Source organism: Arthrobacter sp. zg.Y820 (assembly GCF_030125555.1).
In the GTDB taxonomy this organism is placed as follows: Bacteria; Actinomycetota; Actinomycetes; order Actinomycetales; family Micrococcaceae; genus Arthrobacter_B.
In genome coordinates this window covers 586,851-611,014 of the sequence record NZ_JASKLX010000009.1, presented here as the reverse complement: position 1 = coordinate 611,014, position 24,164 = coordinate 586,851, and the positions used below count along the sequence as shown (strand labels likewise).

Genomic DNA, 24,164 nt, shown 5'->3' with positions numbered 1-24,164 from the left:
CGGGGCACGGGGCACGAAAAGATGTTGCTCACGAAATAGGAACAAATCGCAACCAGGCGTGGACAATTACTCAGTGACCATCACCCCTGACCACACAGCACCGGCTGCCGAACCGCCCGCCCCAGCCACCGGATTCCGCACCGAACGGCTGCAACTGGACCCGCTCTCCCCCGCTGAGCTCGACGCCTTGATCATCCAGTCCCGGCTGTCGGACTGGGCGCCGGACTTTCCGCAACCCACAGACCACGACGCCGCCCAGCAGTTCTTTGAAACGGGCCTGAACATTTCCGGCGCACTGACCACCCGCCTCATCCGCGAGCAGGCGACGGCGCAGGTGATTGGGACCATCGGCTTCCTGCTCCTGCCCGAAGAGGGGGACGCGGAGGTGAGCTACAGCGTTGTCCCGTCCCGGCGGGGGCAGGGCTACGCCACCGAAGCGCTCATCGCCATGGCCCGCAGGGCGTTGGAACAGGAAAACGTGTCGAGGGTGGTTGCCTACACCGAGGTGGAGAACGAATCCTCGCAGTCTCTTTTGCTCACCGCCGGATTCCTGCCGGTGGAAACTCCGGGCTTGGGCCTTGGCTTCGCCCTCAGCGCAGCTCAGCTGCCGGAGCTGAGCTTGTAGGCTGCCGCGAGATAGCGCCGGGTAAAGAACCGCTGCACACCGCGGTTGGCGAAGTCGCCGGCGGCCAGAACCCGGTTGGCCGGCCGGCTGTACGCCGCCACCCGGAAGATCAGTTTTCCTTCCCCGTCCAGTTCGGCGTAAAACCCCTCTTCGCCCTGTTCCGGGTGCCCCTTGAGGGTGCCGTAACCGAAACCGGCGCGCTGCCCCGGGATGGGGGCGCCGTCGTCGTCGACTTCTGGTTCCTCGGACCACAGCACCCGGCAGGGAGCGTAGTAGCGCAGCGGACCCACCCCCACTCCGGAGGACATTTCCACCCCCGGAGCGGCGCGGGGCGTGGCTGCCGCCACCCGCAGCCCGGCCCGGCGGTGCAGATCCCAGTCCAGGATGCCATTGGCCAACCGCAGGAATCCGGCCGCCGGATCCGGAACGTCGAGCCTTTCCCGGCGCAGCTCCAGCCGGTATCCGTCCGGCCAGCGCTGGGTGAGCGGCTGGGGATACGGCCGCCGGGTATGGCCGGCGTCAGGGTAGCTCAGGTCCCGGTTCATCCGCCGGCCAGCCCTTTCCACTTCAGTGATTCGCGGTCCCGGGCCGGCAGGGACTCGACCACCAGGTCGTAGGAGTCCTCCACGAGGTCCCGCACCAGATCATCATCCAGCCCCTCATCGAGACGGACAGAGTTCCAGTGCTTCTTGTTCATGTGCCATGCGCCGTTGATTTGGGGATGGGCGGCCCGGAGTTGCAGCGCCAGCTCGGGTTCGCACTTGAGGCTGATCGTCAGCGGTACCCCGGACAGGTCGCAGAGCGCAAACATCCGGGCCTTGCCGCCCGTCGCCTGAACCTTGAACACGGACGCTTCCGGGCCGAACGGAAAGTCCTCGTAGGCCCCCGGAAACTGCAGGCATACCCGTTTCACTTGTGCGGCGTCCATCACCCGAGCCTAGTCCGCCGCCGCGGCGATGCACCACTAGTGAGAAGGCGCCGCGCCACTAGTGAGAAAATGAAGACATCGCAGGTATCCGGCGGCCCGCCACAAGCGGTGCGCTCCCGACTTTTGGAGGATTATTTGGCTCGTACAGGACACCGTGACAGGTTTGCCGCGGCTACGGAAAATGCTGCGGATTCGAAGGGATTTGAACGTGCCGCCCGCGTCGGCTACGCCGCCAGCGGCCTGATGCACCTCCTCATCGGAGTGATTGCCCTGCAGATTGCGTCCGGCGGCAGCGGCAGTGCCGATTCCTCCGGCGCGGTGGGTGCACTGGCCGGGCAGCCGGGCGGGCTGGCCCTGCTCTGGGTCTGTTTCCTGGGCTGCCTCACGCTGGCCGTCTTCCAGTTCTCACGGATCTGGATGGACAGCCGGGGCCTGAGCGGACGGGAGCTGTGGCAGATGCGGGCTTCCGCCGCCGCACTGGCCGCCGCCTACGGCGCCACCGGCATCACGTTCGGCACGTTTGCCCTCGGTGCCGGCAAGGACAGCAGCCAGAGTTCGGCCGGCTGGAGCGCCAGCCTGATGGCCCAGCCCGCCGGCGCGGTCCTGCTGGGGATCGTGGGGCTGGTGATCGTCGGCGTGGGCGGCTACTTCATTTTCAAGGGCGCCAGCCGACGCTTCCGCAGGGATCTGCAGGCCGTTCCATCGGGCACGTGGGAGCACGCCGTCACCATCACCGGTGTCCTCGGGTTCATCGCCAAGGGCTTGTCACTGGTCATCCTGGGAGGCTTCGTGATCGTTGCGGCCGTGGCCGCCGATCCGCAGCGCTCCACCGGGCTCGACGGCGCCCTCCATGCCCTGAGTGCGCAGCCGTACGGCGGGTTGGCGCTGGGCGTGGTGGGCGCAGGCCTCATCTGCTACGGCCTGTACACCGGGATCCTGCAGGCGTGGTTCGCGAAACTCTGAGTCCCCGACCCTATGCCTACAGGCCGTAATACGGAGCCTCGATGACGGGGCAGGTGTTCATGACGACGTCCAGCCCTGCGGCGGCGGCGCGCGCGGCAGCCGCCTCGTCGACGACGCCCAGCTGCAGCCACACCGCTTTGGCGCCAACGGCTATCGCCTGGTCCACGATGTCGCCCACACGCGTCGAATTTACGAAGCAGTCGACGACGTCGATCTGGCCCGGAATATCACTGAGCCGGCGATAGCCCTTGTTGCCGTGGACATCGTCGCCCTTGAGGCTGACCGGAATGATCTCCATGCCCAGGTGGTCCTGGAGGTACTTCGACACCCCCACCGCCGTGCGCCTCGGGTTATTCGAGAGCCCGACGACGGCCCAGCGCCCCTTCTCCCGCAGGAGCCGCCCGATTACTGCGGGGTCGTTGACGTGTGCGCCGCTGACAAGTTCCATGTGCCGTCCTTTGCTGGAGCCCGAAGATCGGGCTCCAGCTTACGCCCGCCGGTGTCAGCTCAGGAAAGATTCGATGGTGTCGGCCAGCTCCGCGTCCGGGACGCTCGCCGCTGTTCCCTCCAGCAGCTGAAATTCCCCCTCGTCCAGGGCCTCCGCGGCGCGGCGGGCGAGGTCCCGGGTCTCATCTGCACTGCTGCTGCCGGCCAGGATGAGAACCGGAACTTCAACACCGGCCAGTCCCTCCAGCTCGGTCTGGAGCACCAGGAGTTCATCGTCGCCGTCGTCGATCGCCGGGCTGGGCTCCAGCGCCACCACGCGGGTGATCACCGCCGACTCCTCGGCGGCCCGCAGCGCCAGGAAAGCTCCGGAGGCAAACCCGTAGAGGGCGGCAGATCCGCCGGCCACCTGCACCACTGCCAGCAGGTCATCGACGTCGGACTCTGCCGTGTATTCCTCCCCCATGCCGCTTTCTCCCATGCCGCGCCGGTCATAGGTGTAGACCGTGTGGTTTTCCGAGAGCAGGTCGGCAAGGACCCGGGTGCTGGAGCTGCTGCGGTCGGCCAGAAGGGGATCGACAATCACGAGCGGCGGGCCACTGCCTTGGCGGGACCAGGCAATGCGGGTTCCGTCTGCGGACAGGGCTATTCCGGAGGCATTGGCTGAGGATTCCATGGCAGGCTCCTGCTGGCTGGGAAAGTGGCGCCCGTAAGGGTGGACGTTCCTTTCAAACGTAGGAGCGGACCGGGCGGCCGGTCAATGCCCGGTCCGGCAGAACAGGACGCCGGCCCGAAGGTCAGCGCACGGCGGGCTGCAGCCGGAACGATGCACCGCGGTGCTCCGCCGGGAGCTTGTCGCCGGCGTCGAAGAGCTTGTTGCGCAGGGTACCCGGCGCATATTCGGTCCGGTAGGCGCCGCGCTTCTGCAGTTCGGGCACCACAAACTCCACGATGTCTTCAAACGTGCCGGGGGTGATGGCATAGGCCAGGTTAAAGCCGTCGACGTCGGTTTCCTCCACCCAGCGGATCATTTCTTCGGCGATCTCCGCGCCCGAGCCGACCATCCGCGGTCCCAGTCCGCCGATGCCGACGGAGTCGGCGATGTCGCGCACCGTCCAGGGTTCGCCGTCGTCCTTCGGTTTCTGGAAATTCGACGCGGCGGACTGGATGGCATTGGATTTCACGTTGCCCAGCGGCTCGTCCAAGTTGTAGGTGGACAGGTCCACTCCCATCCAGCCGGACATCAGGGCCAGCGCGCCTTCGTGGCTGGCGTACTGCTGGTAATCCTCGTGCTTCGCGGCGGCCTCCTGCGCGGTGGCGGCGGTAATCACCGTCATCAGCGTGTAGATCCGGATCGAGTGCCGGTCCCGGCCGGCGGCTTCGGCGGCGTCGCGGATCTTCGTGACGGTGGCCTTGAGCTTCTCCTTGGTGGGCGCCCCCACAAACACGGCCTCCGCGTTGCCTGCGGCGAAGGCGATGCCGCGCGGGGAGGCGCCGGCCTGGTAGATCACCGGGGTGCGCTGCGGCGAGGGCTCGCTGATGTGGATGCCCGGAACCTTGAAGTACTTCCCCTCGTGGTTGATGTCGTGGACCTTGGCCGGGTCGGTGAAGACGCCGGTTTCCTTGTCGCGGACGACGGCGTCGTCCTCCCAGGAGCCCTCGAGCAGTTTGTAGATGACCTCGAGGTATTCGTCGGCGTGGTTGTAGCGCTCGTCGTGCTCCAGCTGGTCTTCCGCGCCCAGATTCCGCGCGGCGGAGGGCAGATAGCCGGTAACGACATTCCAGCCGACCCGGCCGTTGGTGAGGTGGTCCAGGGTGGAAAGCCGGCGGGCAAACGGATAGGGATGTTCATAGGCGGTGCCGGCAGTGACGCCGAAGCCGAGGTGTTCGGTGACCAGGGCCATCGCGGAGACCAGCAGCAGCGGGTCGTTCACCGGAACCTGGGTGCCCTGGCGCAGGGTGGCTTCGTTGGAGCCGCCGTAGACGTCGTATGTGCCCAGGACATCGGCGAGGAAGATGCCGTCGAACAGGCCTTTTTCGCAGGTTTTGGCGAGGTTGGCCCAGTAGCGGAGGTCGGTGTAATTGGCTGACTGGTCCTGCGGATGGCGCCACAGCCCCGGGGACTGGTGGCCCACGCAGTTCATGTCGAAGGCGTTGAACCGGATCTGCCGCCGGGGGCCCTGTGCGGTGGGCTGGGTGCCCTGCTCGGTGGAGGGTGTGCTCTGTGTGGTCGGCTGGATGTTCTGCTCGGTCACGGGGGAACCTTTCGGAACGGGACGCCCCTGAGGGAACGCCGTACTTGCCGTTCGCGGACGCGCAACGGCCGGATCCTCATCTGGGGCACCCCGCTACGGAGAAGAGGGTTGCCGCCCAACCAGCCAGAGCTTCGCGTTGGGACTCATGATCCTTCGGCTCCAGTATTGGCACAGCGATGCGGCTCAACGGAAGTCAATGACCCTGTGTGAACCGCGGGCACGGAGCCGGCCCCGCGGCGGACCTGGGCCTCCAGGCCGGCGCGCGCGGCGGTTTTCCGGCTGGCGCCGCGGCGTCGAAATGTTACGCCGGGGACTTGCCCGTTGTCCGAATGAAGCGTTTAGTGGCTCTTGACCATCCCGAGCGGCTGAGAGACCTGGATCAGTGAAGCCGCAGCAACCCTGGTTGCCGTACCTCCTCCTTGAGGAACGGCAATAGCGAGGACAACACCGCAGGAGGCCGTAACCGGCCCAAGGCGTTTTCCGTAGGGTGCTACTGCCAGGACCGATGGAGAGTTAACATGACCGCCTTGGCTTCACAGTCCCCTGCCGCCGCGCCGCCCGCTGCACCGCTTCAGGCCGCCGGCTCCGCTCTTCCCGTCACGTTTTCCTCGCTGGGCCGCACCTTCGGCGCCGGCCCCGAAGCACACCGGGTGCTGCGGAACATCAACTTCGAGGTGCGCCCGGGCGAGGTCCTGGCCATCCTCGGGTCCAGCGGCTGCGGAAAATCCACGCTGCTGCGTGCCGCAGCCGGCCTGGACGCCGCCAGCACCGGAGAAGTCCTGATCAACGGCACCCCCGTGCACGGGATCGACGACCGCTGCGCCGTCGCATTCCAGGAGCCGCGGCTGCTGCCCTGGCAGACGCTCCAGGCCAACATCGCGATGGGCCTGCCCAAAAGCATGAGCGCCAAGCACGGCAAGGCGAAGGTGGCCGAGCTGTTGGAGCTGGTGGAGCTGGGCCCGTTCGCCGAGCACCGCCCGCGGGCGGTGTCCGGCGGCATGGCCCAGCGCGCCTCCCTGGCCCGTGCCCTGGCCCGGACCCCCGGCGTGCTGCTGCTCGATGAGCCCTTCGGCGCCCTGGACGCGCTGACCCGGCTGAAGATGCAGGACCTGCTCCTCTCGGTGCACACGGCCACCCCCACCACCGTGCTGCTGGTCACCCACGACGTGGATGAAGCCCTCCAGCTGGCGGACCGGATCATTGTGCTGGGCAAGGAACAGGAGAAATCCGGCGCCACGATCACCCAGGTCATCACCGTGCCCGGCAACCGGCCGCGGGACCGGGCCTCGGCGGAGCTGGCGCGAATGCGCGGCGAGCTCCTGGCCAGCCTCGGCGTCGACCGCCACTAGCCTCCCGGCACCGCCCCTCCCCAGCAGCTCCTTCTCACCTGCGTCCGTTCCCTTCGTCCGGACGCTCCCCCAGCAGTTCAGTGCCGTTTTCCGCCCGGCTCGCCGTCCTCCAGCAGAAAGAACTCCCATGAACAGCCGTTCCGTCGTTCCTTCCCCCGCCCCTTCCGCCAACTCTTCTCCGGCCCGCCGCCGACCGGCCCTGTCCCGCGGGCCGGTCAAGGCCCTGGCCGCGGCCGCAGCCGCAGCCTCGCTGCTGCTGACCGGCTGCGTTGCCGGTGAAGATACCGAGCCCGCCGCCAACGCGGAAGCGGCCGACGGCGGAACCCTCACCCTTGATTTCGCCACCTACAACCCGCTCAGCCTGATCATCAAGGAGAAGGGCTGGCTCGAATCCTCGCTGGAAGAGGACGGCATCACGGTGGAGTGGGTGCAGTCCGCCGGGTCCAACAAGGCCAACGAGAACCTGCGCTCCGGAGCCATCGACATCGGATCCACGGCGGGCTCCGCCGCGCTGCTCAACCGGGCCAACGGCTCCCCGATCAAGGCCATCGACGTCTTCTCCCAGCCGGAATGGTCGGCACTGGTGGTCGGCGCCGACTCGGACGTCACCTCAGTGGCGGACCTCAAGGGCAAGTCGGTGGCCGCCACCAAGGGCACCGATCCCTACTTCTTCCTGGTCCAGGCCCTCGAGGAGGCCGGACTCAGCCTCTCCGACGTCACCGTGGAGCAGCTGCAGCACGCCGACGGACGCACCGCCCTGGAAAACGGATCGGTGGACGCCTGGGCCGGACTGGATCCGATCATGGCCGGCGCCGAGCAGAACGGCGCCCAGCTGATCTACCGCAACCTGGACTTCAACACCTACGGCATCCTGGCTGCCAACGAGGCCTTCCTTGCGGAGGACCCGGAACAGGCGCAGGCAGTGGTCAACGCCTACGAGAAGGCCCGCGCCTGGGCCGCCGAAAACCCGGAGGAAACCGCGCGGATCCTCGCCGACGTCGCCGGACTGGACCTGGCGGTGGCGCAGACGGTGGTGCTGGACCGCAGCAACCTCGACGTCGACCCGGCGCCCGGCGAGGCCCAGCGCAGCGTGCTCGAAAAGATCGGGCCCACCCTCGTGGAAACCGGTGACGTGGCCGGCCAGGACGCCGTCGACACGGCACTGGACAGCCTGCTCGATGATTCCTACGTCCAGAACGCTGACCCGGACGCGGTCAAGGAGTCCTGATGACAGGCACCGACAACCCCTACCTCACCGGAACCAGCGCCGTCCCAACCTCCCGGGCCGGGAGAGCCGCCGCCGGAGCCACTGCGGCGCCTCCGGCCGGACCGGAACACAACCCGGCACCGTCCGGACCGCTCTCCCGCCGCTGGATCCGGCTCGCCCTGGGTCTGGTGGTGCCGGCAGCACTGCTCGCGGCCTGGCAGCTCAGCACCGCAGCCGGCATCTTCACCGCCGTCCAGCTGCCGTCGCCCGCCGCCGTCTACACCGCGGCGACCGACCTCATCGACCGCGGCCAGCTGGGCCTGCACGTCGCCATCTCCACGCAGCGGGTACTCATCGGCTTCGCCATCGGCGCACTGCTGGGGCTGGTGCTGGGCGCCCTGCTCGGCCTGTCCCGGCTGGCAGAAATCCTGCTGAGTCCGGTGATCGGCGCGCTGCGCGCCGTGCCGTCGCTGGCCTGGGTGCCGCTGCTGATCCTGTGGCTGAAGATCGGTGAGGATTCCAAGATCACGCTGATCGCCATCGGCGCGTTCTTCCCCGTGTTCACCACCGTGTCCCTGGCCCTGCGCCACGTGGACCGGAACCTGGTGGAAGCCGCCCGCGCCTTCGGGCTCAACGGCCTGAAGCTGCTGACCACCGTGCAGCTGCCCGCCGTCGTTCCCTCCGTGTTTTCCGGGCTGCGCCTGGCACTGGCGCAGGCCTGGCTCTTCCTGGTCGCCGCTGAACTGATCGCCTCTTCCATGGGGCTGGGCTTCCTGCTGATCGATTCGCAGAACAACGGGCGCACCGACCGGCTGCTGCTGGCCATTGTCCTGCTGGCTGTCATCGGCAAGATTACCGATGCCCTGCTGGGCCTCGCCGAAAAGTCGGCGGTGAAAAAATGGGCCTGACCTCAGCGCTCGACGCAACTACCGCCCCGGAGGGCACCCCGGCCGCCGTCACCCCTGCAACCGTGACCGAGCCCGCCACCGAGGCCGAGCGGATCGCGTTCTGGGAAGCAGCTGCCCGCAGGCTCCAGTGGGAACAGCCCTGGCACACCGCGCACACCTTCATCCCCCCGCAGCGGCTGAGCGGACCGGACACCCCGGAGGCCGACGCCGACTACAGCGTCCCCGCGATCGAATGGTTCGCCGGCGGAACCCTGAATGTCGCAGTGAACTGCGTGGACCGGCATGTGGCCGCCGGCCTGGGCGGCAGAGTCGCCCTGCACTTCGAGGGCGAACCCGGCGACCGCCGCACCGTCACCTACGCGGACCTGCAGCGGGAGGTTTCCCGCGCCGCCAACGCCCTGCACGCCCTGGGCATCGGCCGGGGCGACCGCGTGGTCATCTACCTGCCGGTTCTGGTGGAGACCATCGTCATCACGCTGGCCTGCGCCCGCGTCGGCGCCGTCCATTCGCTGGTCTTCGGCGGCTTCTCCGCCGAGGCACTGAAGTTCCGGGTCGAGGACACCGGCGCGAAGCTGCTGGTCACCACCGACGGCCAGTTCCGCCGCGGAACCGCCGTGCCGGTGAAGGACAACGCCGATGCGGCGGTTGCCGGGGCCAACGCCGTGGAGCATGTGCTGGTGGTCCGCCGCACCGGATCGGACATCAGCTGGACCGAGGGCCGCGACGTGTGGTGGCACGAGACCGTGGACACCGCCGCCGACACCCACACGCCGGAAGCCTTCGACGCCGAGACGCCGCTGTTCATCATGTACACCTCCGGAACCACCGGAAAGCCCAAGGGCCTGGTGCACACCATGGGCGGCTACCTGACTCAGGCGTCGTGGAGCTACGACTACCTCTTCGCCAATTCGGATCCAGCGGAACGGGACACCGACGTGCATTGGTGCACCGCCGACCTGGCCTGGGTCACCGCCCACACGTACGAGATCTACGGCCCGCTCGCCAACGGCGCCACCCAGGTTATTTTCGAGGGCACTCCCAACACCCCGCATCCGGGACGGCACCTGGAGATTATCGACCGCTACCGGGTGACCAGCTATTACACCGCGCCCACCCTGGTCCGGTCCCTGATGGGCTGGTTCCCCGACGGCGTTCCGGAGCGTTATGACCTCTCCTCCATCCGGTTGCTGGGAACCGTGGGGGAAGCCGTGAACCCCGAGGCCTGGCGCTGGCTGCGCGAGCAGCTTGGCCGCGGGGAGGTGCCGGTGATCGACACCTGGTGGCAGTCCGAAACCGGCGCCACAATCCTCTCCCCGCGCCCCACTGACACCGCGTTCAAGCCCGGCTGCGCCTCCCGCGCCCTGCCCGGCGTGAGCACTCGAATCGTGGATGAGGCCGGCAATCCGGTGCCCCCGAACACCCAGGGCTTCATTGTGGTGGACCGGACCGGCCCGGCGATGGCCCGCACCGTGTGGGGAAACCCGCAGCGCTACCTCGCCTCCTACTGGCGGCAGTATGCGCGGCAGGGCTGGTTCCTGGCCGGCGACGGCGCCCGGTACGACGACGACGGCGACACCTGGATCCTCGGCCGCACCGACGACGTGCTCAATGTGTCAGGGCACCGCCTGTCCACGATCGAAATCGAATCCGCCCTGGTGTCCCATCCCTGGGTCACCGAGGCCGGAGTGTGCCCGGTGGCCGATCCAAAAACCGGACACGCGATCACCGCCTTTGTGGTCCTGTCCGCCGCCGCTGCCCTGCCCGAATCCGGCCCCGCGGATCCGGTGTTCATGCAGCGGGTCACCGCCGAGCTCCGGGCCCACATCGCGCGGGAAATCGGGCCCATCGCCAAGCCGGCCGCCGTCGTCGTCGTCCCAGATGTGCCCAAGACCCGCTCGGGGAAAATCATGCGCCGGCTGCTGACCCAGTTGTTTGAGGGCACGCGGCTGGGCGATACCACCAGTCTGCAGAACGAACCGTGCATCGCTGACATCGCCCGCGTCTGCGAAGCCCGGCGACAAGGAGCCGGTCAGTGAACCCGGGTCAGCGTCACGCGGTCCATCACCACCGCGCCGCCCATGGCCCGGTGAATGCGCAGAAACTCCGTGGGCGAGACCTCCAGATACGTGGTGTCCGTCTTGGCCGGCAGCAGGTCTGCGTGCAGCCCGTCCATCAGCTCCAGGAAGAGCCGGTTGGCTTCCCCCTGGGGCAGGGGCTCCGTGGCAGTGATCCTGTGCGTGGCGGCCCCCAGCTTGTAGCCGGCTTCAATGACAACGACGTACTCGTCCATGGGAATCATTTCCTTCGTCGTTCCGTCCGGCGTCCTCCGCCGCTGCCCGTCCGCTGTGTTCGCAGTCCTGCTGAACATTCTTCGTCCGCCACCCGCAACTTGCAACGATCGAGCAGCCGCTTCACCGCGGCCCACCAGGAAGGAGCACTCATTTCATGAGTGATCGACAATTCGGCTTCCGGACCCGTGCCCTGCACGCCGGCGGCACCCCCGATGCCACGCACGGCGCCCGCGCCGTGCCCATTTACCAGACCACGTCGTTTGTCTTCAAGGACACCGACGACGCGGCGAACCTCTTCTCGCTGCAGAAGTACGGCAACATCTACTCCCGCATCGGCAACCCGACGGTCGCGGCCTTCGAGGAGCGCATCGCCTCGCTGGAGGGCGGCATCGGTGCCGTGGCGACGGCGTCGGGCATGTCCGCTGAGTTCGTGACCTTCGCTGCCCTGTGCGGCGCGGGGGATCACATCGTGGCCGCCGCGCAGCTCTACGGCGGCACCGTGACGCAGCTGGACGTGACGCTGCGGCGCTTCGGCATCGACACCACGTTTGTTCCCGGCACGGATCCCGCGGACTACGCGGCGGCCATTCGGGAGAACACCAAGGCCGTGTACGCCGAAGTCGTGGCCAATCCCAGCGGCGAAATCACCGACATCGCCGGGCTGGCGAAGGTGGCGCACGACGCCGGCGTGCCGCTGATCCTCGATGCCACCCTGAGCACTCCGTACCTGGTGCGGCCGTTCGAGCACGGCGCCGACATTGTCATCCACTCGGCCACCAAGTTCCTCGGCGGGCACGGAACCACGCTGGGCGGCGTCGTCGTCGAATCCGGCACGTTCAATTGGGGCAACGGCAAGTTTCCGGCAATGACCGAGCCGGTGGCCAGCTACGGCAACATTTCCTGGTGGGGGAACTTCGGCGAGTACGGATTCCTCACCAAGCTGCGTTCCGAGCAGCTGCGCGACATCGGCCCCGCGCTCAGCGCGCAGTCAGCATTCCAGCTGCTGCAGGGGGTGGAAACGCTGCCGCAGCGCCTGGACGAACACCTGAAAAACGCGCAGGCGGTTGCCGAATGGCTGGAGGCCGACGAGCGCGTGTCCTGGGTCAGTTACGCCGGGCTGCCCTCCCATCCGCACCATGAGCGGGCGAAGAAATACCTGCCCAAGGGACCGGGGTCGGTGTTCAGCTTCGGAGTCCGGGGCGGCCGCGAGGCCGGCAAGGCCTTTATTGAGGCCCTGCAGCTGGCCTCGCACCTGGCCAACGTGGGCGATTCCCGGACCCTGGTCATCCACCCCGGCTCCACCACGCACGGCCAGCTCTCCCCGGAGCAGCTCACCGCGGCGGGCGTGGCCGAGGATCTGGTCCGGATTTCCGTGGGTCTGGAGGACCTTGCGGACATCCTCTGGGACCTGGATCAGGCGCTCGACGCCGCTGCCTCGTCCGCGGCGTCGGCTGATGCCGCTTCCGCCCCGTCAGTTGTCCCGTCCGATGTCCCGGTTGTGCCCCCGCTGAAGGAGTCCGCCCATGTCCGCTGAAGCCATTGCCGAACCGCGCGCCTGGGACGGCCCGAGCGCTCCGGAGCGTCTGGCGCTGCTGCGCAGCGCGAAGTCCATTGCCATTGTGGGCGCCTCGGACAAGCCGTCCCGGGCGTCCTACTTCGTGGCGACGTACCTGCTCTCGTCGTCTCCGTACACGGTCTATTTCGTGAACCCGGTGGCCAAGGAAATCCTGGGCCGGCCCGTCTACGCCTCCTTGGCGGATCTGCCCGAGGTCCCGGACATTGTGGACGTGTTCCGCCGCCACGACGACCTGCCGTCCGTGCTGGAGGAGACCATCGCCGTCGGGGCGAAAACGCTGTGGCTGCAGCTGGGTTCCTGGCATGAGGACGTGGCCCACGCCGCTGAGGCTGCCGGGCTGGACGTGGTGATGGACCGCTGCGTCAAGATTGAGCACGCCCGGTTCCACGGCGGACTGAACCTGGCCGGCTTTAATACCGGCGTCATTTCCTCGAAACGGCAGCTGACCGCTTAGGGATGCCGCCCGCCGGCGGCCCGAGACGGCGCGGGTTCGGGGGACAACGCGGCTTCGGGGGACGGCGCCTGCGCGTCGGCACTTTCGGCGGGCAGCGGCGCCGTCTCCCCGCTGTCCTCCTGCTTCGGCTGAGCGGGCTCCGTTGCGCCGCCAGTGAATGATTCGCAGGTGAGCCGCAGGGCATTGCTGGCCGCAACTCCGGTTGTCCCGGCCGCCATGGCACCGGCCAGCGCGAAACTCAGGATGAGGCCGCGGTGCGTCTGTGTCCGCTGACGCGGCGGGTTGGCGGTTTTGAGCAGTGTGGCCAGCTCGCCGGTCGGCTCCGGAGCCGGCGAGGCGCGAAAGGAACGCAGGAGACGCAGGCCCTTAAGGAGCTCCGGGCTTTCCTCAATGTTGGATTCGGCAAGGAGGCGGTGAACTTTCGGGTCGCCGCCGGTCTCAGGCGATTCGTTCATGAGCTGGCTCCTCCTTCCGTTCCAACCGGTCCTTCAATATTTTCAGCGCCCTGCTTTGGAGCTGTTTGACGGCTCCCTCGCTGCTGCCCATGATGCTGGCTGTTTCCTCGATCGACAGGTCGGCCACAACCCGCAACAGCAGCACTTCCTGTTGCCGGGGCGGGAGCCCGTCAAGCAGCGCGGCAACGCCGGCTCCGGATTCAAGCACCGTTTCCTCGGCCGAAACGCTGATTCGGACATCGGCCGCGGGATGGAACTGCGCAAACACCGGTTGCCGCTCACGCCGTCGGGCGTCGTCGACCATTCGCGCGTGCGCCACCGAGAAAGCGAAGGTGCGCATTCCGGACAGGCCGCCGGTGAGCGAGTGCAGTTTGCCGAAGACCGTCAGAAAGACTTCCTGGGTCAGGCCCTCCGGATCCTCACATCCCTTGCCGGCGAGATAGCCCAGGATCGACGGAGCCAGGACCAGGTATATTTCGCGCAGCGCCTTGGGTTTCCCGGCACGGGCGGCAGCGAGGATGTCCTCTGTCAGGGCTGTGGCCAAGGTTCGGTCTTTCCCTAGCGGAAGGATGGGCGTCCCAAATGTTACTACCGCGACGACCTGAGGTGCGGACATGACGAAACGGCCGCACCGGGGCTCGTTGGGGGGATAAGCCTCGGTGCGACCGTTCCAAAAGTGTAATCGTCCCGGAACTGCCAAAAGTTACGCGGGCGCCGAAACTATTTTCCTTGGGCCCGCTCTCGACGGGGAAGGCTTAGCCGGCGGAAATAATCTGGTCATTGGCGGCAAAGCGGCGGTTCCTGAGCACCGGCAGGAACTCGCGCACGTCGTCGATCCGCTTGCGGGTCACGTCGGCCGTGACTACGGCCTCGGCTTCATCGTCCAGGAAGGCCTGCGCAACACCCATCGGGTCCAGGATGGCCGAGTGGCCCACCGTGTGGCGGCTGGAGGTCCCTGCGGCAGCCACCCACACGGTGTTTTCGATCGCCCGGGCCTTGAGCAGGGTTTCCCAGTGTTCAATCTTGTGTTCGCCCTTGAACCAGGCGGCCGGAACCGCCAGCAGGTCCGCCCCCTTGTCGGTGAGTGCCCGCGCCAGCTCGGGGAACCGGATGTCGTAGCAGGTCATCAGGCCAACCTTGATGCCGCCGAGATCCACCACCTTCACGCCGCCGTTGCCGGGCTTGATCCGGGCGGATTCGGCGTAGCTGAAGGCGTCATACAGGTGCAGTTTGCGGTACGTGTCAGCGATCCGCCCGGTGGCCTCGATCAGCACGAGGGTGTTGTACGGGCGGTCCTCGCCGCTGGATTCGTAACCGCCGGCGACGACGGCGATGCCCAGCTCCGCCGCGAGCATCGACAGCTGCTGGACGAAGGTGGTCCAGCCGGCGTCGACGGCCGCGGCCAGCGGGCCCTCGACCTTGCCGACGCTGAACATGGATTCCTCGGGAAACACGATCAGCTCGGCGCCCTCGGTCTTCGCTTTCTCCGCCAGCGAGCGCATCACCTCGAGGTTCTCTCCGACGTCGCCCGTGGGACTGAACTGGCCTACGCTCACCAACATAACCAAACCGCCTTCTTATGGAGCCGAAGTTTCTCCCAGCCTAGAGCAGGGAGACGGCCTTCCGCAGGATTCCTCCACCCGTTGAGGGCCAGTGCAGAGTACGCGGCTGCCCCAGAGCCAGCTACGGGTTGCCGGCGCGGGACCAGAAGCCTTGTATCGCCGCCGTGACCTGATCCGCGGCAATGAGGAGCGGCGCGACGTGCCCGTTGCCGGGAACCGGGAGAAAACTTCCATCCGGCACTGAACGCCCCGCGCGCTCTGCCTCCTGAAGGTCGTTCATAGCGTCCTCTCGTCCGCTCATCATGAGCGTCGGTACGCGCAATCGCGGGAGCACCGGGCGTAAATCCGGACGACCGAGCATCAAGGAACGCATGGCCCAGTACTTGCCCTGCCTGTTCCCCCTGCGGAAGGCTGCAGCCACCTGCGAAGCAGCCTCGGGTGCGGTCTTGTCCGCATCCGGACCCACGAGTGCTTCCACCACTGCTCCCGTGAACGGTCCCGGGCCGAGGATCCTGTACAGGTAAACCAATAGGGAGGTCTTTTGGCGCTGACCCCTCGGCAAGGCGTACGCAGGCGTCCCGATGGTAGTCAGTGATGCGCAGCGGGTGGGGTAGGCGTCGGCGAAAAGAATGCCGACATGTCCTCCCCAGGCGTTTCCCACCCAGTCGACGGGGTCAGTTATGCCGACCGCGTCCATAATTTGGGCCGCTGCGGTTGCGCAGTCCTGCAAGGCATAACGCCGGCGAACTCCAGGGCTGCCGCCGTGGCCTGGACCGTCCACAAGAAAAAGTTCGTGACTGCGTCCAAGATCGCCTGTCACCCCTGCGAATGTCTCTGAATCAACAAACATGCTGTGCCATAGAAGCGCCGGAGAACCGGCCCCCGTACGGCGGACCATCAGCGGACCCAAAACTGTGTCCACCATGGCCGATGTTCTCGTATCCATGCCAGTCTCCTAGAAAGTGCCCCCGGAGGATGCCGGGCGTATTCCTTCGGTTTCCGAAGCTTACGAGCTAGACTGTCCTCCATGCCGCAGCCCCAGTCAAGAGATTCCCCTATCGGAAATTCCAAGCCAACACGGCTTCCCGTCGGCCAGCTGCTGGTCCGTCTGCTCGCCGAGTTTCGTCGCGAGTTACTGGCCGAGGCGGAGGGGCACGGCTACGGCGATCTTCGTCCGGCCCACCTCCAGATCACGGGCAACGTGGGGACAAAGGGCATCCGCCTGACCGCGCTGGCTGCAAGAGCCCAGTTGAGCCTGGCGGCAACATCAGAGTTGGTAAATGAGCTGCAAGCCCTGGGGTATCTCGAGCGAAAGCCGGACCCCGTGGATGCCCGAGCAAAACTGATCCTCCCCACGGCCCGCGGATTAAAGCTGCTGCAGGAGGCCTCGGCAAAGGTCGCGGAGCTCGAGCAGCAATGGGCAGGTTATGCCGGCGATCGGAACTTTGAAGCTGCAATGCAAACCCTTCAGACAGTTCTCAACGCCACCCGACAGGGTCAAAAAAACTAGACTGCATCTGGGCAGCGGGCCGGCCGTCCATTTCGACCACCGAGCCGTAGCCCTCCCTGGGGCTTCGCCCCGCCTAGACTGGGGCCGCATGGACGAACTCACGCTGCCGATCAACCTGACCACTGCCCGCGGCACCCTAAATCCGCAGGCCGTGGGCTACTCCCGCTCACCGCTGCACCGCACGCCGCTTCCCGACGGTCCCGCGGGCCGGCTGCGGACCAAACGCTGGGAATACTGGGGTGTGCTGACTCCGGAGCTGGCGCTGGGCATGACCATCGTGAATCTCGGCTACGCCGCCAGCCTGCAGCTGTACGTCCTGAACCGGTCCACCGGCGAGGAGATCAGCATCGAGCCGCTGAAGATCCTGCCCTCCGCCGCCGACATCCAGCTGCCGGACACGCTTCCGCCCCTGACAGCGCTGGGATCGGCGGGCGACGTGTCACTGCGCTTCCACGACGACGACGGCGGCACCCACCTGCGCGCCCGCTCACCGCGGGTGGCCGTGGACCTGTATGCACCCGCCGACGGCGATGTGCTGGGCGTGGTGGTGCCCTGGTCGGACCGCCGGTTCCAGTACACGCTCAAGGACGTGGCCCGCAGCGTCGCCGGCACGGTGACGGTGGACGGCAAGACTTATGACGTGTCGACGGATGCGTTTGCCGTCCTGGACCGCGGCCGGGGTCGCTGGCCCTACCGGACGACGTGGACCTGGGGCGCGGGCTCCGGAACCGTGAACGGCACCCGGCTTGGCCTGCAGCTGGGCGGGCAGTGGACCGCGGGTACGCCGGCCACCGAAAATGCCCTGATCGTGGACGGCCGGCTGCACCATTACGACGGGGAACTGGAGTTCACCTACGACCTGGAGGATCCGGATTCGCCCTGGACGGTGCACGGGCCGTGGATCGATGCCGTGCTCACGCCCTTTCACCGCAGAAAGTCCGCCACCAAAGCCGTCGTCATTTCGTCGGAAATCTGGCAGGCCTTCGGCACCTGGACCGGAACGGCCCGCACTCCCGACGGCACCGGCTATTCGCTGGACGGCCTGGGCGGCTGGATCGAGGAAGCCCGGCACCGCTGGTAGTCCGGCGGCCCGGCACCGCCGGCAACCGGCGGGTGGGTCCGGCACTTCCCGGGTCAGCCGCCGCCGATGGTGGGCAGCGGCTGCATCGTGAACACCGGCAGCGGAGGGAGACTGTTGGAATCCGGCGGGCGGAAGTCGCTTGGCTGCGGAACCGGCTCCCCGGAGGGTTCCGGCGCAGCAGGTGAGGAATCGAGGGGCTGCGGCGTGGGCCCTTGCTGCAGCAGGTGCATCCCGGACAGGCTCAGCGCCCCGCCCACGATCAGGAAACCGGCCGCGCAGCCGGCCAGAAGGCCGCGCTCCCAGCCGGGAATGGTCCGCAGGCCCGCCCGCATCCCGTCCGGCGACGGCTCGTTGGCAAAGAACCTGACGGTTACGCCCAGCAGGACCACCAGGAGCAGCAGCCCGAAGGCCAGCAGCGCGGCGCCGGCATAGACCCACCGGTTCCAGTGCAGGAGTGCCAGAACGGTAAGGAGACAGCCCAGAATCCACAGCAGCGCGGTGGAGTCGGAGCTGTCCGGACGCCGATAGCGTCCGCCGCCGGCGCGCTGTCCGCCGCGTTCCTCACCGGCCAGCAGGAGCTGGCGTCCGACTATGGCCGGAAGGACGGCCGCGGCCGTGCAGGCCAGGGCCCAGCGCAACTGGTCACCGCTGCCCGCAGCACCTGACCAGACGGTTCCGGCCGTCACGGCGAGCATGGCGGCAGCACCCAGGATCAGACCGGCCTTGGCGAGCGGTGTGTCATCCACCTGTTCCTTCAGGTATCCCGCCGGCAGGCGGCTGTCCAGCCGCCGGTAGTGCCGCCGTCCAACCCAGCCGAAGAGCACGGCAAGGGCCACGGCAACCGGGGTGGCGCCGCCGTCGCCCGCTGCCGGAACAAACGGCGCCAGGAAGCAGAAGGCGGCGGCCTGCAGCCAGGGAAGCAGGGTTGGCAGGCGCAGTCCGGCGAATACCTGTCCCCTCAGCAGCCGGTGCGCATCAGCGTCCATGGGATCCTCGGCCAACAGTGAGCGCACCACACCCACTTCATCGCCCACCACCGCCTGCCCGCCGGACAGCTGGGTGCCCAGCTTCAGCAGGGCCCGATGCCCGGGTTCCGCGCCAAGGCCATCTGCAAGGTAAGTGCGGGCGGCGTCGTAGTTGCCCAGTTGTGAACTTGCCCGCGCCGCCAACCAGTAGTAATCACCGGTTTCCCGGTCCAGTTCCAGCGCGGTCCGGGCAGAGCTGAGAGCGGCTTCCCGGCCCTTCTTCCCGTCAGCGTTCCCGTTGAGCAGGATGTGGCCCAGCCAGAAGTGCCCTTCCGCCTCCTCGGGCCTTAACTCCACTGCCTGAGCTGCGCACTCCACGGCGTCCGCCTGCTTGCCCTGGTGGAAAAGGGCCAGCCCCAGATTGATCCGGACGCTGGAATCCTGAGGTGCAAGGGCCAGCGCCTGCCGCCCGGCCTCCTCGGCCTCCGGATACTTCTCGGTGGAGAGGTATCCGTGGCAGAGCAGCGCCCAGATGAACACGCTGTCCCGGTGATGGGGCAGCTGAGCGCGGACCAGCTGCAGCGCCTCCTCCGGGCGGCGGGCGGCGATGAGCGTGTTGAACCGGGCCCGGACCATGTCCGGTGCCAGCCTTCCTGCACTCACAGCATGCCGCGGGAGCGCAGATAGTCCGCCAAATCGTTGTAGCGGCCATGCGCGTTGCTGAATTTCACCACGTTCCGGGAGGACTCCAGCCAGGACAGCGTGGTGGCGCCCACTTCTGCGAAGGCCGACTCGATGTGGTCCATGGTGATGGGACAGATCCGGTTGGCCCGGATGGATTCCGTCATCGCCTTCTCGGCCGCCGTCACGCAGAGATGCTGCAGGTCTGCGCCCGAAAACACGTCGGTGCGCGCCGCAATCTGCTCCAGGTTGATTCCGGCCAGCGGGCGGTCCCGCAGCTGATGCTCAAGGATCTGCAGACGGGCTTCATAGTCCGGCGGAATCACCAGCAGGGTTCGGTCCAGGCGTCCCGGCCGCAGCAGGGCCTCATCCAGGTCCCACGGATGGTTGGTGGCTGCCAGCAGGTACAGGCCGTCATTGTCCCCGGCCATCGAGTCCATTTCGATCAGCAGCTGGTTGACCATCTGCCGGGTCATGACGTGATGTCCCCCGAGGCTGCTGCGCCTCATGCCGATGGCGTCCACTTCGTCCAGGAACAGGACGGTGGGTGTTTTCGCGCGGGCAGAATCGAACACTGCCTTGAGGTTGCGCTCGGTCTCGCCGTGATAGGGGGCCATGATGTCCGTCATGGTGGCGGACATGAACACCGCACCGAGTTCTCCGGCCACCGCGCGGGCCAGGAAGGTCTTGCCGCAGCCAGGGGGCCCGTACAGCAGGAGTCCGCCGCGGAGCGACTTGCCGAAGGCCTTGGCCAATTCGGCGTTTTTCATCGGCTGCAGGAAGGATTCGTCCAGGCGCTTCTTGACCGCCTCCAGGCCGCCGACATCGGCGAAGGTAATCGGAGGCACCTCGGGGTCGAGGGGGGCCACGCCGGGGCCGTCCCCGCCATAAGCCAACTGGGGCTCCTTCACGAACGGCGGCGGAACCTCCGAGCCCACCTCGGTTTCAGCGCGGGTCCAGTCGAAGGCTGCCGCGGCCGGCTCAGCGGAACCCGCAGCCGGTTCGACGGCGCCGGGTTCAACGGCGGCGTCCGGCTGTTCTTCCGGCTCGGGGTCGACGGCGGCGGCCGGCTGATCTTCCGGTTCCGGCTCCGGCTCCGGCTCCGTGCCGGCGTCCGCTCCGCCCGGATCTGCCGCAGGAACGGGAAGCTCCGCGGAAACGCCGGCACCGGACGTCATGGCGGCCGCGGTGCGGTTCAGCAGATCCAGTGCGGCCTGATGGGCCGGGTCCCGCTGCAGCACGGCGTTGGTCTCGCCGATGGCCTCGGAATGACGGCCCGCTCCCAGCAGCATTTCCGCTACATGAAGCCGCAGTGCAGCGTCCTCCGGACTGGATTCAATGGCCCGCCGCAGGCTGGCCAGTACGTCCTCGTTCATTCCCCCGTGGTTCCTTCCCCGATGTACGTGGCACGAACTGCGTGCCACGTACATCCTGCCACGGGGACCGGCGGTCCTTATTCGGAGATCAGGTCCCGCACCACGATCGTCTGGTCGCGGTCCGGACCGACGCCGATGGCCGAGAAGCGCGTGCCGGACATTTTCTCCAGCGCCAGCACGTAGTCGCGGGCGTTCTTGGGCAGGTCGTCCAGGGTCCGGGCTCCGGTGATGTCCTCGGTCCAGCCGTCGAAGTACTCGAAGATCGGCTTCGCGTGGTGGAAGTCGGTCTGCGTCATCGGCATCTCGTCGAACCGGACGCCGTCGACGTCGTACGCCACGCACACCGGAATCTGCTCGATGCCCGTGAGCACGTCCAGCTTCGTCACGAAGTAGTCAGTGAAGCCGTTCACGCGCGAGGCGTGGCGCGCCAGCACGGCGTCGTACCAGCCGCAGCGGCGCGGACGTCCGGTGTTCACACCGAACTCGCCGCCGGTCTTCTGCAGGTACAGGCCCATGTCGTCGAACAGTTCGGTGGGGAACGGTCCGGCACCCACACGGGTGGTGTAGGCCTTGATGATGCCCACCGAGCGGGTGATGCGGGTCGGGCCGATGCCCGAACCCACTGATGCGCCGCCGGCGGTGGGGTTGGAGGACGTCACAAACGGGTAGGTGCCGTGGTCCACGTCCAGGAAGGTGGCCTGGCCGCCCTCCATCAGGACAACCTTGCCCTCATCGAGCGCCCGGTTCAGCTCATAGGTGGAGTCGATGATCATTGGCCGCAGCCGGTCCGCGTAGGACAGGAAGTACTCGACGACCTCTTCGACGTCGACGTCGCGGCGGTTGTAGACCTTGACCAGCAGCTGGTTTTTCTGCCGCAGCGAGCCTTCGACCTTCTGGCGGAGGATCGACTCGTCGAAGATGTCCTGGACGCGGATGCCAAGGCGGGCCACCTTGTCCATGTAGGCCGGACCGATGCCGCGGCCGGTGGTGCCGATGGCACGCTTGCCCAGGAAGCGCTCGGTGACCTTGTCCATGACCTGGTGGAACGGGGCCACCAGGTGGGCGTTGGCGGAGATCCGCAGCTTGGACGTGTCGGCGCCGCGGGCTTCCAGGCCGTCGATTTCCTCAAAGAGGGCTTCGAGGTTCACCACGCAGCCGTTGCCGATCACCGGAATGGCGTTGGGGCTCAGGATGCCGGCGGGCAGAAGCTTGAGTTCGTATTTTTCACCGCCGACGACGACGGTGTGGCCGGCGTTGTTGCCGCCGTTGGGCTTGACGACATAGTCGACACGGCCCCCGAGCAGGTCAGTGGCCTTACCTTTACCTTCGTCGCCCCACTGGGCGCCGACGATGACAATTGCGGGCATGGGATCCTCCCCCATTAGTTACGAAAGGGGAGGAACGCCGACGGCGCGATCCGCTTCCGTGCATGAGAACGCCCCTGAACTCGCAGGCCAGACCGGAAATAACAGAAAGCCGGAGTCAAGCCGGAGTCGCGGGGCTCTTACCTACCAAGTTTAGCCGATTGTATCTCCGGTGCCCTTTCCGCAGCGCCCGAAACGGGTATTCCCTGAACAGATCCCGGCGTAGCGTGGCCGGATGGACCGTTTTCGCGGCTACATCGCCGGTATTGGCACGACCTCCGGCACCCGGCTGGTGGTGGGTCATTGGCTCGAGTCACCCTTCGGCGCGTTCACCGATGTCATGGCGGAGAACGCGGCCGGATCACGGCTTCTGCTGGCGCCGGATCCGGAGGTGGCTGAGTACATCGGGCGTACCTATCATTTCGATGCCGTGGATGTGGTCGACGTCGATGCCCGGCTCTCGGCGGATCGGCTCATGGTCGGTGCGGGGCCGCTGCGGCTGAACATCGTGCTGGGGCCGCGGACACTGCTGGGGCGCCTGCTGGAGATGATTCCCCCGGCCCTGGCCGTGCATCCGCGCTGGCTGGCAGCGATCAACCCCGTGGCCGGCCTGCTGGTGCCGGGCGTCTCCACGGCAGGCTCCGCCGGCGGCGAGCGCCGCGAGTATTACGGGGTGCGCTCCATCCGCTCCGCGGCGGGCGCCTCGGCCATGTGGAACGGGCGGGATTTGGGCGGCCTCTCCCCCATTAATCCTCCGGTGCGCTTCGGATTCAGCTCGGTTCCGCCCAGGCCGCAAATTGTTGCCGTGACTACCAGCATCCTTCCCTGACTACTGTTTCGCCGGACTTTAATTGCGGGCCGCCGGGCCAAAAACCCCGCCTACTCGGGTGACAAAAGTACCCCCTTACTACTCTGTTTCCCGTCATGCATCACTCGGATGCATACTCCTCAGGGAAAGCAGAGGCACCATGAAAAAGCACACTGCAGGTTTGGCTCTGGCGGCAGTCACCGGCTTCTCGGTTCTTTCGGCGACTCCGGCTTTCGCCGTGACCGGCCCATACCAGAACTGCGATGCCGCCGCTGCGGACGGCATTTACAACATTCAGCGCGGTGATTACAGGTACGGAGAGCATCTGGACAGGGGCGGGGTGGACGGCATCGGCTGCGAAGATGACAGCAAACCCCTGACTCCGATTGAAACCGCTCCACCCGTTGATCCCACACCCGAACCTCCAATGCCAGGACAGGTCGGCCGGATGCCCGTAGGCGGCGCGAACACCGGCATCACCCAGGAACCGCAGGGCTCCAATGCCGGCATCTTGGCTCTCGGCGGCGGACTGGTCCTGGCCGCCGCAGCAGGAGGCACATTCATTGTCCGCCGCCGCAGCGCACAGCAGGATTAGGCGTTTCGAATGAACCGGAATGACTAATCCGACAGCCGGCCGCCGCGGGGACCTCCGGGCAGCCGCGGCGGCCGTCCTCCTGCTTCTCACCGGCTGTGGCGGCGCCGCCCAGACAGGCGCCGGGCATCTGGATACCGAGAATACGCCGCCCGCCGGTCCGGTCCTTTCCGCGGAAGCACCCGTGACGGCGCCATCCTCGCCTGCCGTCACCCCTGATACCGCTGCGCCTGCCGACGCCCCCGTCCCAGTTCCGGGAACACCCCAGGTCACGAGTCCGCCCTCCCCGGAACGCCCGGTCCCGGCCATGGCCGAATCAGTGCCGGAATCCCTGAACATTCCGTCCGTCGGCGCCCGCTCATCCCTGATCCGCCTGGACGTGGACAGCAAGGGATCCCTGGAGGTTCCTTCGGGCAGGCCCGGATCACCTGCCGGCTGGTACATCCACTCCCCCACACCCGGAGAGCCCGGGCCAGCCGTCATCCTGGGCCATGTCAACGCCGAGGGCGGAGGCCCGGGAATCTTCGCGGACCTGCGCAAGCTGCAGCCCGGCGATGAAGTTGAGATAATCCGCGAGGACGGCTCAACCGCAGTGTTTTCCGTCCAGCACGGGGAGCAGTATCCCAAGGACGCCTTTCCCAGCGAGAAGGTCTACGGCAATACCGAAGGACCCGAACTGCGGCTCATCACCTGCGACGGCTACGACCCGAAAGCCGGAACCTTCGCCGACAATTACGTCGTCTACGCCCGCCTCGTCCACTGATCGGAGC

Annotated in this window: 26 protein-coding genes and 1 riboswitch; of the genes, 13 read left to right on the top strand and 13 right to left on the bottom strand. The window is 67.1% G+C overall.

What is annotated here, in order from left to right:
- Positions 1-73 precede the first annotated feature (73 nt).
- On the top strand, positions 74-625 hold the full coding sequence (locus tag QNN99_RS11920; protein ID WP_229966647.1) for a GNAT family N-acetyltransferase: 552 nt from the start codon (positions 74-76) through the stop codon (positions 623-625).
- On the opposite strand, the gene QNN99_RS11915 is transcribed toward QNN99_RS11920, so the two are convergent.
- Complete coding sequence (locus QNN99_RS11915; RefSeq protein WP_229966646.1) at positions 601-1,170, bottom strand: DUF1990 domain-containing protein; 570 nt, start codon at positions 1,168-1,170, stop codon at positions 601-603. The two genes, QNN99_RS11920 and QNN99_RS11915, sit on opposite strands and share 25 nt — an antisense overlap.
- Positions 1,167-1,553, bottom strand: coding sequence for an MmcQ/YjbR family DNA-binding protein (locus QNN99_RS11910; RefSeq protein ID WP_229966645.1), 387 nt, complete (start codon positions 1,551-1,553; stop codon positions 1,167-1,169). Before QNN99_RS11910 ends, QNN99_RS11915 begins: the two co-directional genes overlap by 4 nt.
- Positions 1,554-1,688: 135 nt before the next feature.
- Between QNN99_RS11910 and QNN99_RS11905 the strand changes: the two genes are divergently transcribed.
- Complete coding sequence (locus tag QNN99_RS11905) at positions 1,689-2,516, top strand: DUF1206 domain-containing protein (protein WP_229966644.1); 828 nt, start codon at positions 1,689-1,691, stop codon at positions 2,514-2,516.
- A gap of 16 nt (positions 2,517-2,532) precedes the next feature.
- Here QNN99_RS11905 and QNN99_RS11900 read toward each other — a convergent pair whose 3' ends face one another.
- The 3 genes from QNN99_RS11900 to QNN99_RS11890 form a co-directional block, all read right to left on the bottom strand.
- Positions 2,533-2,964 carry a CoA-binding protein gene (locus tag QNN99_RS11900; RefSeq protein WP_229966643.1) on the bottom strand — a complete coding sequence of 144 codons (432 nt, stop codon included), beginning with the start codon at positions 2,962-2,964 and terminating at the stop codon, positions 2,533-2,535.
- Positions 2,965-3,018: 54 nt separating this feature from the next.
- Positions 3,019-3,636 carry an alpha/beta fold hydrolase gene (locus tag QNN99_RS11895; protein WP_229966642.1) on the bottom strand — a complete coding sequence of 206 codons (618 nt, stop codon included), beginning with the start codon at positions 3,634-3,636 and terminating at the stop codon, positions 3,019-3,021.
- A gap of 121 nt (positions 3,637-3,757) precedes the next feature.
- Positions 3,758-5,125, bottom strand: a complete 1,368-nt coding sequence (locus tag QNN99_RS11890; RefSeq protein WP_284015892.1) for an LLM class flavin-dependent oxidoreductase — start codon at positions 5,123-5,125, stop codon at positions 3,758-3,760.
- A 125-nt stretch (positions 5,126-5,250) separates the two neighbouring features.
- A riboswitch (SAM riboswitch) is annotated at positions 5,251-5,366 on the bottom strand.
- Positions 5,367-5,733: 367 nt separating this feature from the next.
- On the opposite strand from QNN99_RS11890, the gene QNN99_RS11885 reads away from it, so the two are divergent.
- The 4 genes from QNN99_RS11885 (at position 5,734) to acs (ending at position 10,715) form a co-directional block, all read left to right on the top strand.
- Complete coding sequence (locus tag QNN99_RS11885) at positions 5,734-6,564, top strand: ABC transporter ATP-binding protein (RefSeq protein WP_229966641.1); 831 nt, start codon at positions 5,734-5,736, stop codon at positions 6,562-6,564.
- Between the two features lie 127 nt (positions 6,565-6,691).
- Positions 6,692-7,792: an aliphatic sulfonate ABC transporter substrate-binding protein gene (locus QNN99_RS11880; RefSeq protein WP_229966640.1), complete on the top strand. Its 1,101-nt coding sequence runs from the start codon at positions 6,692-6,694 to the stop codon at positions 7,790-7,792.
- On the top strand, positions 7,792-8,679 hold the full coding sequence (locus QNN99_RS11875) for an ABC transporter permease (protein WP_229966639.1): 888 nt from the start codon (positions 7,792-7,794) through the stop codon (positions 8,677-8,679). The genes QNN99_RS11880 and QNN99_RS11875 overlap by 1 nt, the downstream gene beginning before the upstream one ends.
- A complete protein-coding gene (acs, locus tag QNN99_RS11870) occupies positions 8,670-10,715 on the top strand; it encodes an acetate--CoA ligase (RefSeq protein WP_229966638.1) in 2,046 nt (681 codons plus the stop codon). Before QNN99_RS11875 ends, acs begins: the two co-directional genes overlap by 10 nt.
- Here acs and QNN99_RS11865 read toward each other — a convergent pair.
- Positions 10,709-11,047 carry a hypothetical protein gene (locus QNN99_RS11865; protein WP_229966637.1) on the bottom strand — a complete coding sequence of 113 codons (339 nt, stop codon included), beginning with the start codon at positions 11,045-11,047 and terminating at the stop codon, positions 10,709-10,711. The genes acs and QNN99_RS11865 overlap by 7 nt on opposite strands.
- Positions 11,048-11,124: 77 nt before the next feature.
- On the opposite strand from QNN99_RS11865, the gene QNN99_RS11860 reads away from it, so the two are divergent.
- Both QNN99_RS11860 and QNN99_RS11855 read left to right on the top strand, forming a co-directional pair.
- Positions 11,125-12,504, top strand: a complete 1,380-nt coding sequence (locus QNN99_RS11860; protein ID WP_229966636.1) for an O-acetylhomoserine aminocarboxypropyltransferase/cysteine synthase family protein — start codon at positions 11,125-11,127, stop codon at positions 12,502-12,504.
- Positions 12,494-13,000: a CoA-binding protein gene (locus tag QNN99_RS11855; RefSeq protein WP_229966635.1), complete on the top strand. Its 507-nt coding sequence runs from the start codon at positions 12,494-12,496 to the stop codon at positions 12,998-13,000. The genes QNN99_RS11860 and QNN99_RS11855 overlap by 11 nt, the downstream gene beginning before the upstream one ends.
- On the opposite strand, the gene QNN99_RS11850 is transcribed toward QNN99_RS11855, so the two are convergent.
- The 4 genes from QNN99_RS11850 to QNN99_RS11835 form a co-directional block, all read right to left on the bottom strand.
- A complete protein-coding gene (locus tag QNN99_RS11850) occupies positions 12,997-13,455 on the bottom strand; it encodes a hypothetical protein (protein ID WP_229966634.1) in 459 nt (152 codons plus the stop codon). The genes QNN99_RS11855 and QNN99_RS11850 overlap by 4 nt on opposite strands.
- Entirely contained in the window at positions 13,439-13,999 is a 561-nt protein-coding gene (locus tag QNN99_RS11845) for an RNA polymerase sigma factor (RefSeq protein ID WP_229966633.1), read from the bottom strand. The genes QNN99_RS11850 and QNN99_RS11845 overlap by 17 nt, the downstream gene beginning before the upstream one ends.
- Before the next feature lie 211 nt (positions 14,000-14,210).
- Positions 14,211-15,017, bottom strand: coding sequence for a carbon-nitrogen hydrolase family protein (locus QNN99_RS11840; protein ID WP_229966632.1), 807 nt, complete (start codon positions 15,015-15,017; stop codon positions 14,211-14,213).
- A gap of 121 nt (positions 15,018-15,138) precedes the next feature.
- Positions 15,139-15,963, bottom strand: a complete 825-nt coding sequence (locus QNN99_RS11835) for an alpha/beta fold hydrolase (protein ID WP_229966631.1) — start codon at positions 15,961-15,963, stop codon at positions 15,139-15,141.
- An 81-nt stretch (positions 15,964-16,044) separates the two neighbouring features.
- Here QNN99_RS11835 and QNN99_RS11830 point away from each other — a divergent pair, with 81 nt between their 5' ends.
- Positions 16,045-16,527, top strand: coding sequence for a MarR family winged helix-turn-helix transcriptional regulator (locus tag QNN99_RS11830; protein WP_229966630.1), 483 nt, complete (start codon positions 16,045-16,047; stop codon positions 16,525-16,527).
- Between the two features lie 88 nt (positions 16,528-16,615).
- The gene (locus QNN99_RS11825; RefSeq protein ID WP_229966629.1) at positions 16,616-17,608 is read left to right on the top strand and encodes a DUF2804 domain-containing protein; all 993 of its coding nucleotides are present in this window, start codon (positions 16,616-16,618) and stop codon (positions 17,606-17,608) included.
- A gap of 53 nt (positions 17,609-17,661) precedes the next feature.
- Here QNN99_RS11825 and QNN99_RS11820 read toward each other — a convergent pair whose 3' ends face one another.
- The 3 genes from QNN99_RS11820 to QNN99_RS11810 form a co-directional block, all read right to left on the bottom strand.
- Complete coding sequence (locus QNN99_RS11820; RefSeq protein ID WP_229966628.1) at positions 17,662-19,236, bottom strand: tetratricopeptide repeat protein; 1,575 nt, start codon at positions 19,234-19,236, stop codon at positions 17,662-17,664.
- Complete coding sequence (locus QNN99_RS11815) at positions 19,233-20,630, bottom strand: AAA family ATPase (protein WP_229966627.1); 1,398 nt, start codon at positions 20,628-20,630, stop codon at positions 19,233-19,235. The genes QNN99_RS11820 and QNN99_RS11815 overlap by 4 nt, the downstream gene beginning before the upstream one ends.
- Before the next feature lie 77 nt (positions 20,631-20,707).
- Positions 20,708-21,997 (bottom strand): adenylosuccinate synthase, encoded by a 1,290-nt coding sequence (locus tag QNN99_RS11810; protein WP_229966626.1) that lies wholly within the window; start codon positions 21,995-21,997, stop codon positions 20,708-20,710.
- Positions 21,998-22,229: 232 nt separating this feature from the next.
- On the opposite strand from QNN99_RS11810, the gene QNN99_RS11805 reads away from it, so the two are divergent.
- The 3 genes from QNN99_RS11805 (at position 22,230) to QNN99_RS11795 (ending at position 24,157) form a co-directional block, all read left to right on the top strand.
- A complete protein-coding gene (locus QNN99_RS11805; protein WP_229966625.1) occupies positions 22,230-22,823 on the top strand; it encodes a hypothetical protein in 594 nt (197 codons plus the stop codon).
- Positions 22,824-22,962: 139 nt separating this feature from the next.
- A complete protein-coding gene (locus QNN99_RS11800; protein ID WP_229966624.1) occupies positions 22,963-23,397 on the top strand; it encodes an excalibur calcium-binding domain-containing protein in 435 nt (144 codons plus the stop codon).
- Between the two features lie 19 nt (positions 23,398-23,416).
- Positions 23,417-24,157 carry a class F sortase gene (locus QNN99_RS11795; protein WP_229966623.1) on the top strand — a complete coding sequence of 247 codons (741 nt, stop codon included), beginning with the start codon at positions 23,417-23,419 and terminating at the stop codon, positions 24,155-24,157.
- Positions 24,158-24,164: the final 7 nt, after the last annotated feature.

Coding starts and splice junctions, on each gene's coding strand:
- QNN99_RS11915 (WP_229966646.1), bottom strand. CDS start 1,170: ATGAACCGGGACCTGAGCTACCCTGACGCCGGCCATACCCGGCGGCCG.
- QNN99_RS11910 (WP_229966645.1), bottom strand. CDS start 1,553: ATGGACGCCGCACAAGTGAAACGGGTATGCCTGCAGTTTCCGGGGGCC.
- QNN99_RS11900 (WP_229966643.1), bottom strand. CDS start 2,964: ATGGAACTTGTCAGCGGCGCACACGTCAACGACCCCGCAGTAATCGGG.
- QNN99_RS11895 (WP_229966642.1), bottom strand. CDS start 3,636: ATGGAATCCTCAGCCAATGCCTCCGGAATAGCCCTGTCCGCAGACGGA.
- QNN99_RS11885 (WP_229966641.1), top strand. CDS start 5,734: ATGACCGCCTTGGCTTCACAGTCCCCTGCCGCCGCGCCGCCCGCTGCA.
- QNN99_RS11880 (WP_229966640.1), top strand. CDS start 6,692: ATGAACAGCCGTTCCGTCGTTCCTTCCCCCGCCCCTTCCGCCAACTCT.
- QNN99_RS11875 (WP_229966639.1), top strand. CDS start 7,792: ATGACAGGCACCGACAACCCCTACCTCACCGGAACCAGCGCCGTCCCA.
- acs (WP_229966638.1), top strand. CDS start 8,670: ATGGGCCTGACCTCAGCGCTCGACGCAACTACCGCCCCGGAGGGCACC.
- QNN99_RS11865 (WP_229966637.1), bottom strand. CDS start 11,047: ATGTTCAGCAGGACTGCGAACACAGCGGACGGGCAGCGGCGGAGGACG.
- QNN99_RS11860 (WP_229966636.1), top strand. CDS start 11,125: ATGAGTGATCGACAATTCGGCTTCCGGACCCGTGCCCTGCACGCCGGC.
- QNN99_RS11855 (WP_229966635.1), top strand. CDS start 12,494: ATGTCCGCTGAAGCCATTGCCGAACCGCGCGCCTGGGACGGCCCGAGC.
- QNN99_RS11850 (WP_229966634.1), bottom strand. CDS start 13,455: ATGAACGAATCGCCTGAGACCGGCGGCGACCCGAAAGTTCACCGCCTC.
- QNN99_RS11840 (WP_229966632.1), bottom strand. CDS start 15,017: ATGTTGGTGAGCGTAGGCCAGTTCAGTCCCACGGGCGACGTCGGAGAG.
- QNN99_RS11835 (WP_229966631.1), bottom strand. CDS start 15,963: ATGGATACGAGAACATCGGCCATGGTGGACACAGTTTTGGGTCCGCTG.
- QNN99_RS11830 (WP_229966630.1), top strand. CDS start 16,045: ATGCCGCAGCCCCAGTCAAGAGATTCCCCTATCGGAAATTCCAAGCCA.
- QNN99_RS11825 (WP_229966629.1), top strand. CDS start 16,616: ATGGACGAACTCACGCTGCCGATCAACCTGACCACTGCCCGCGGCACC.
- QNN99_RS11815 (WP_229966627.1), bottom strand. CDS start 20,630: ATGAACGAGGACGTACTGGCCAGCCTGCGGCGGGCCATTGAATCCAGT.
- QNN99_RS11810 (WP_229966626.1), bottom strand. CDS start 21,997: ATGCCCGCAATTGTCATCGTCGGCGCCCAGTGGGGCGACGAAGGTAAA.
- QNN99_RS11805 (WP_229966625.1), top strand. CDS start 22,230: ATGGACCGTTTTCGCGGCTACATCGCCGGTATTGGCACGACCTCCGGC.
- QNN99_RS11800 (WP_229966624.1), top strand. CDS start 22,963: ATGAAAAAGCACACTGCAGGTTTGGCTCTGGCGGCAGTCACCGGCTTC.
- QNN99_RS11795 (WP_229966623.1), top strand. CDS start 23,417: ATGACTAATCCGACAGCCGGCCGCCGCGGGGACCTCCGGGCAGCCGCG.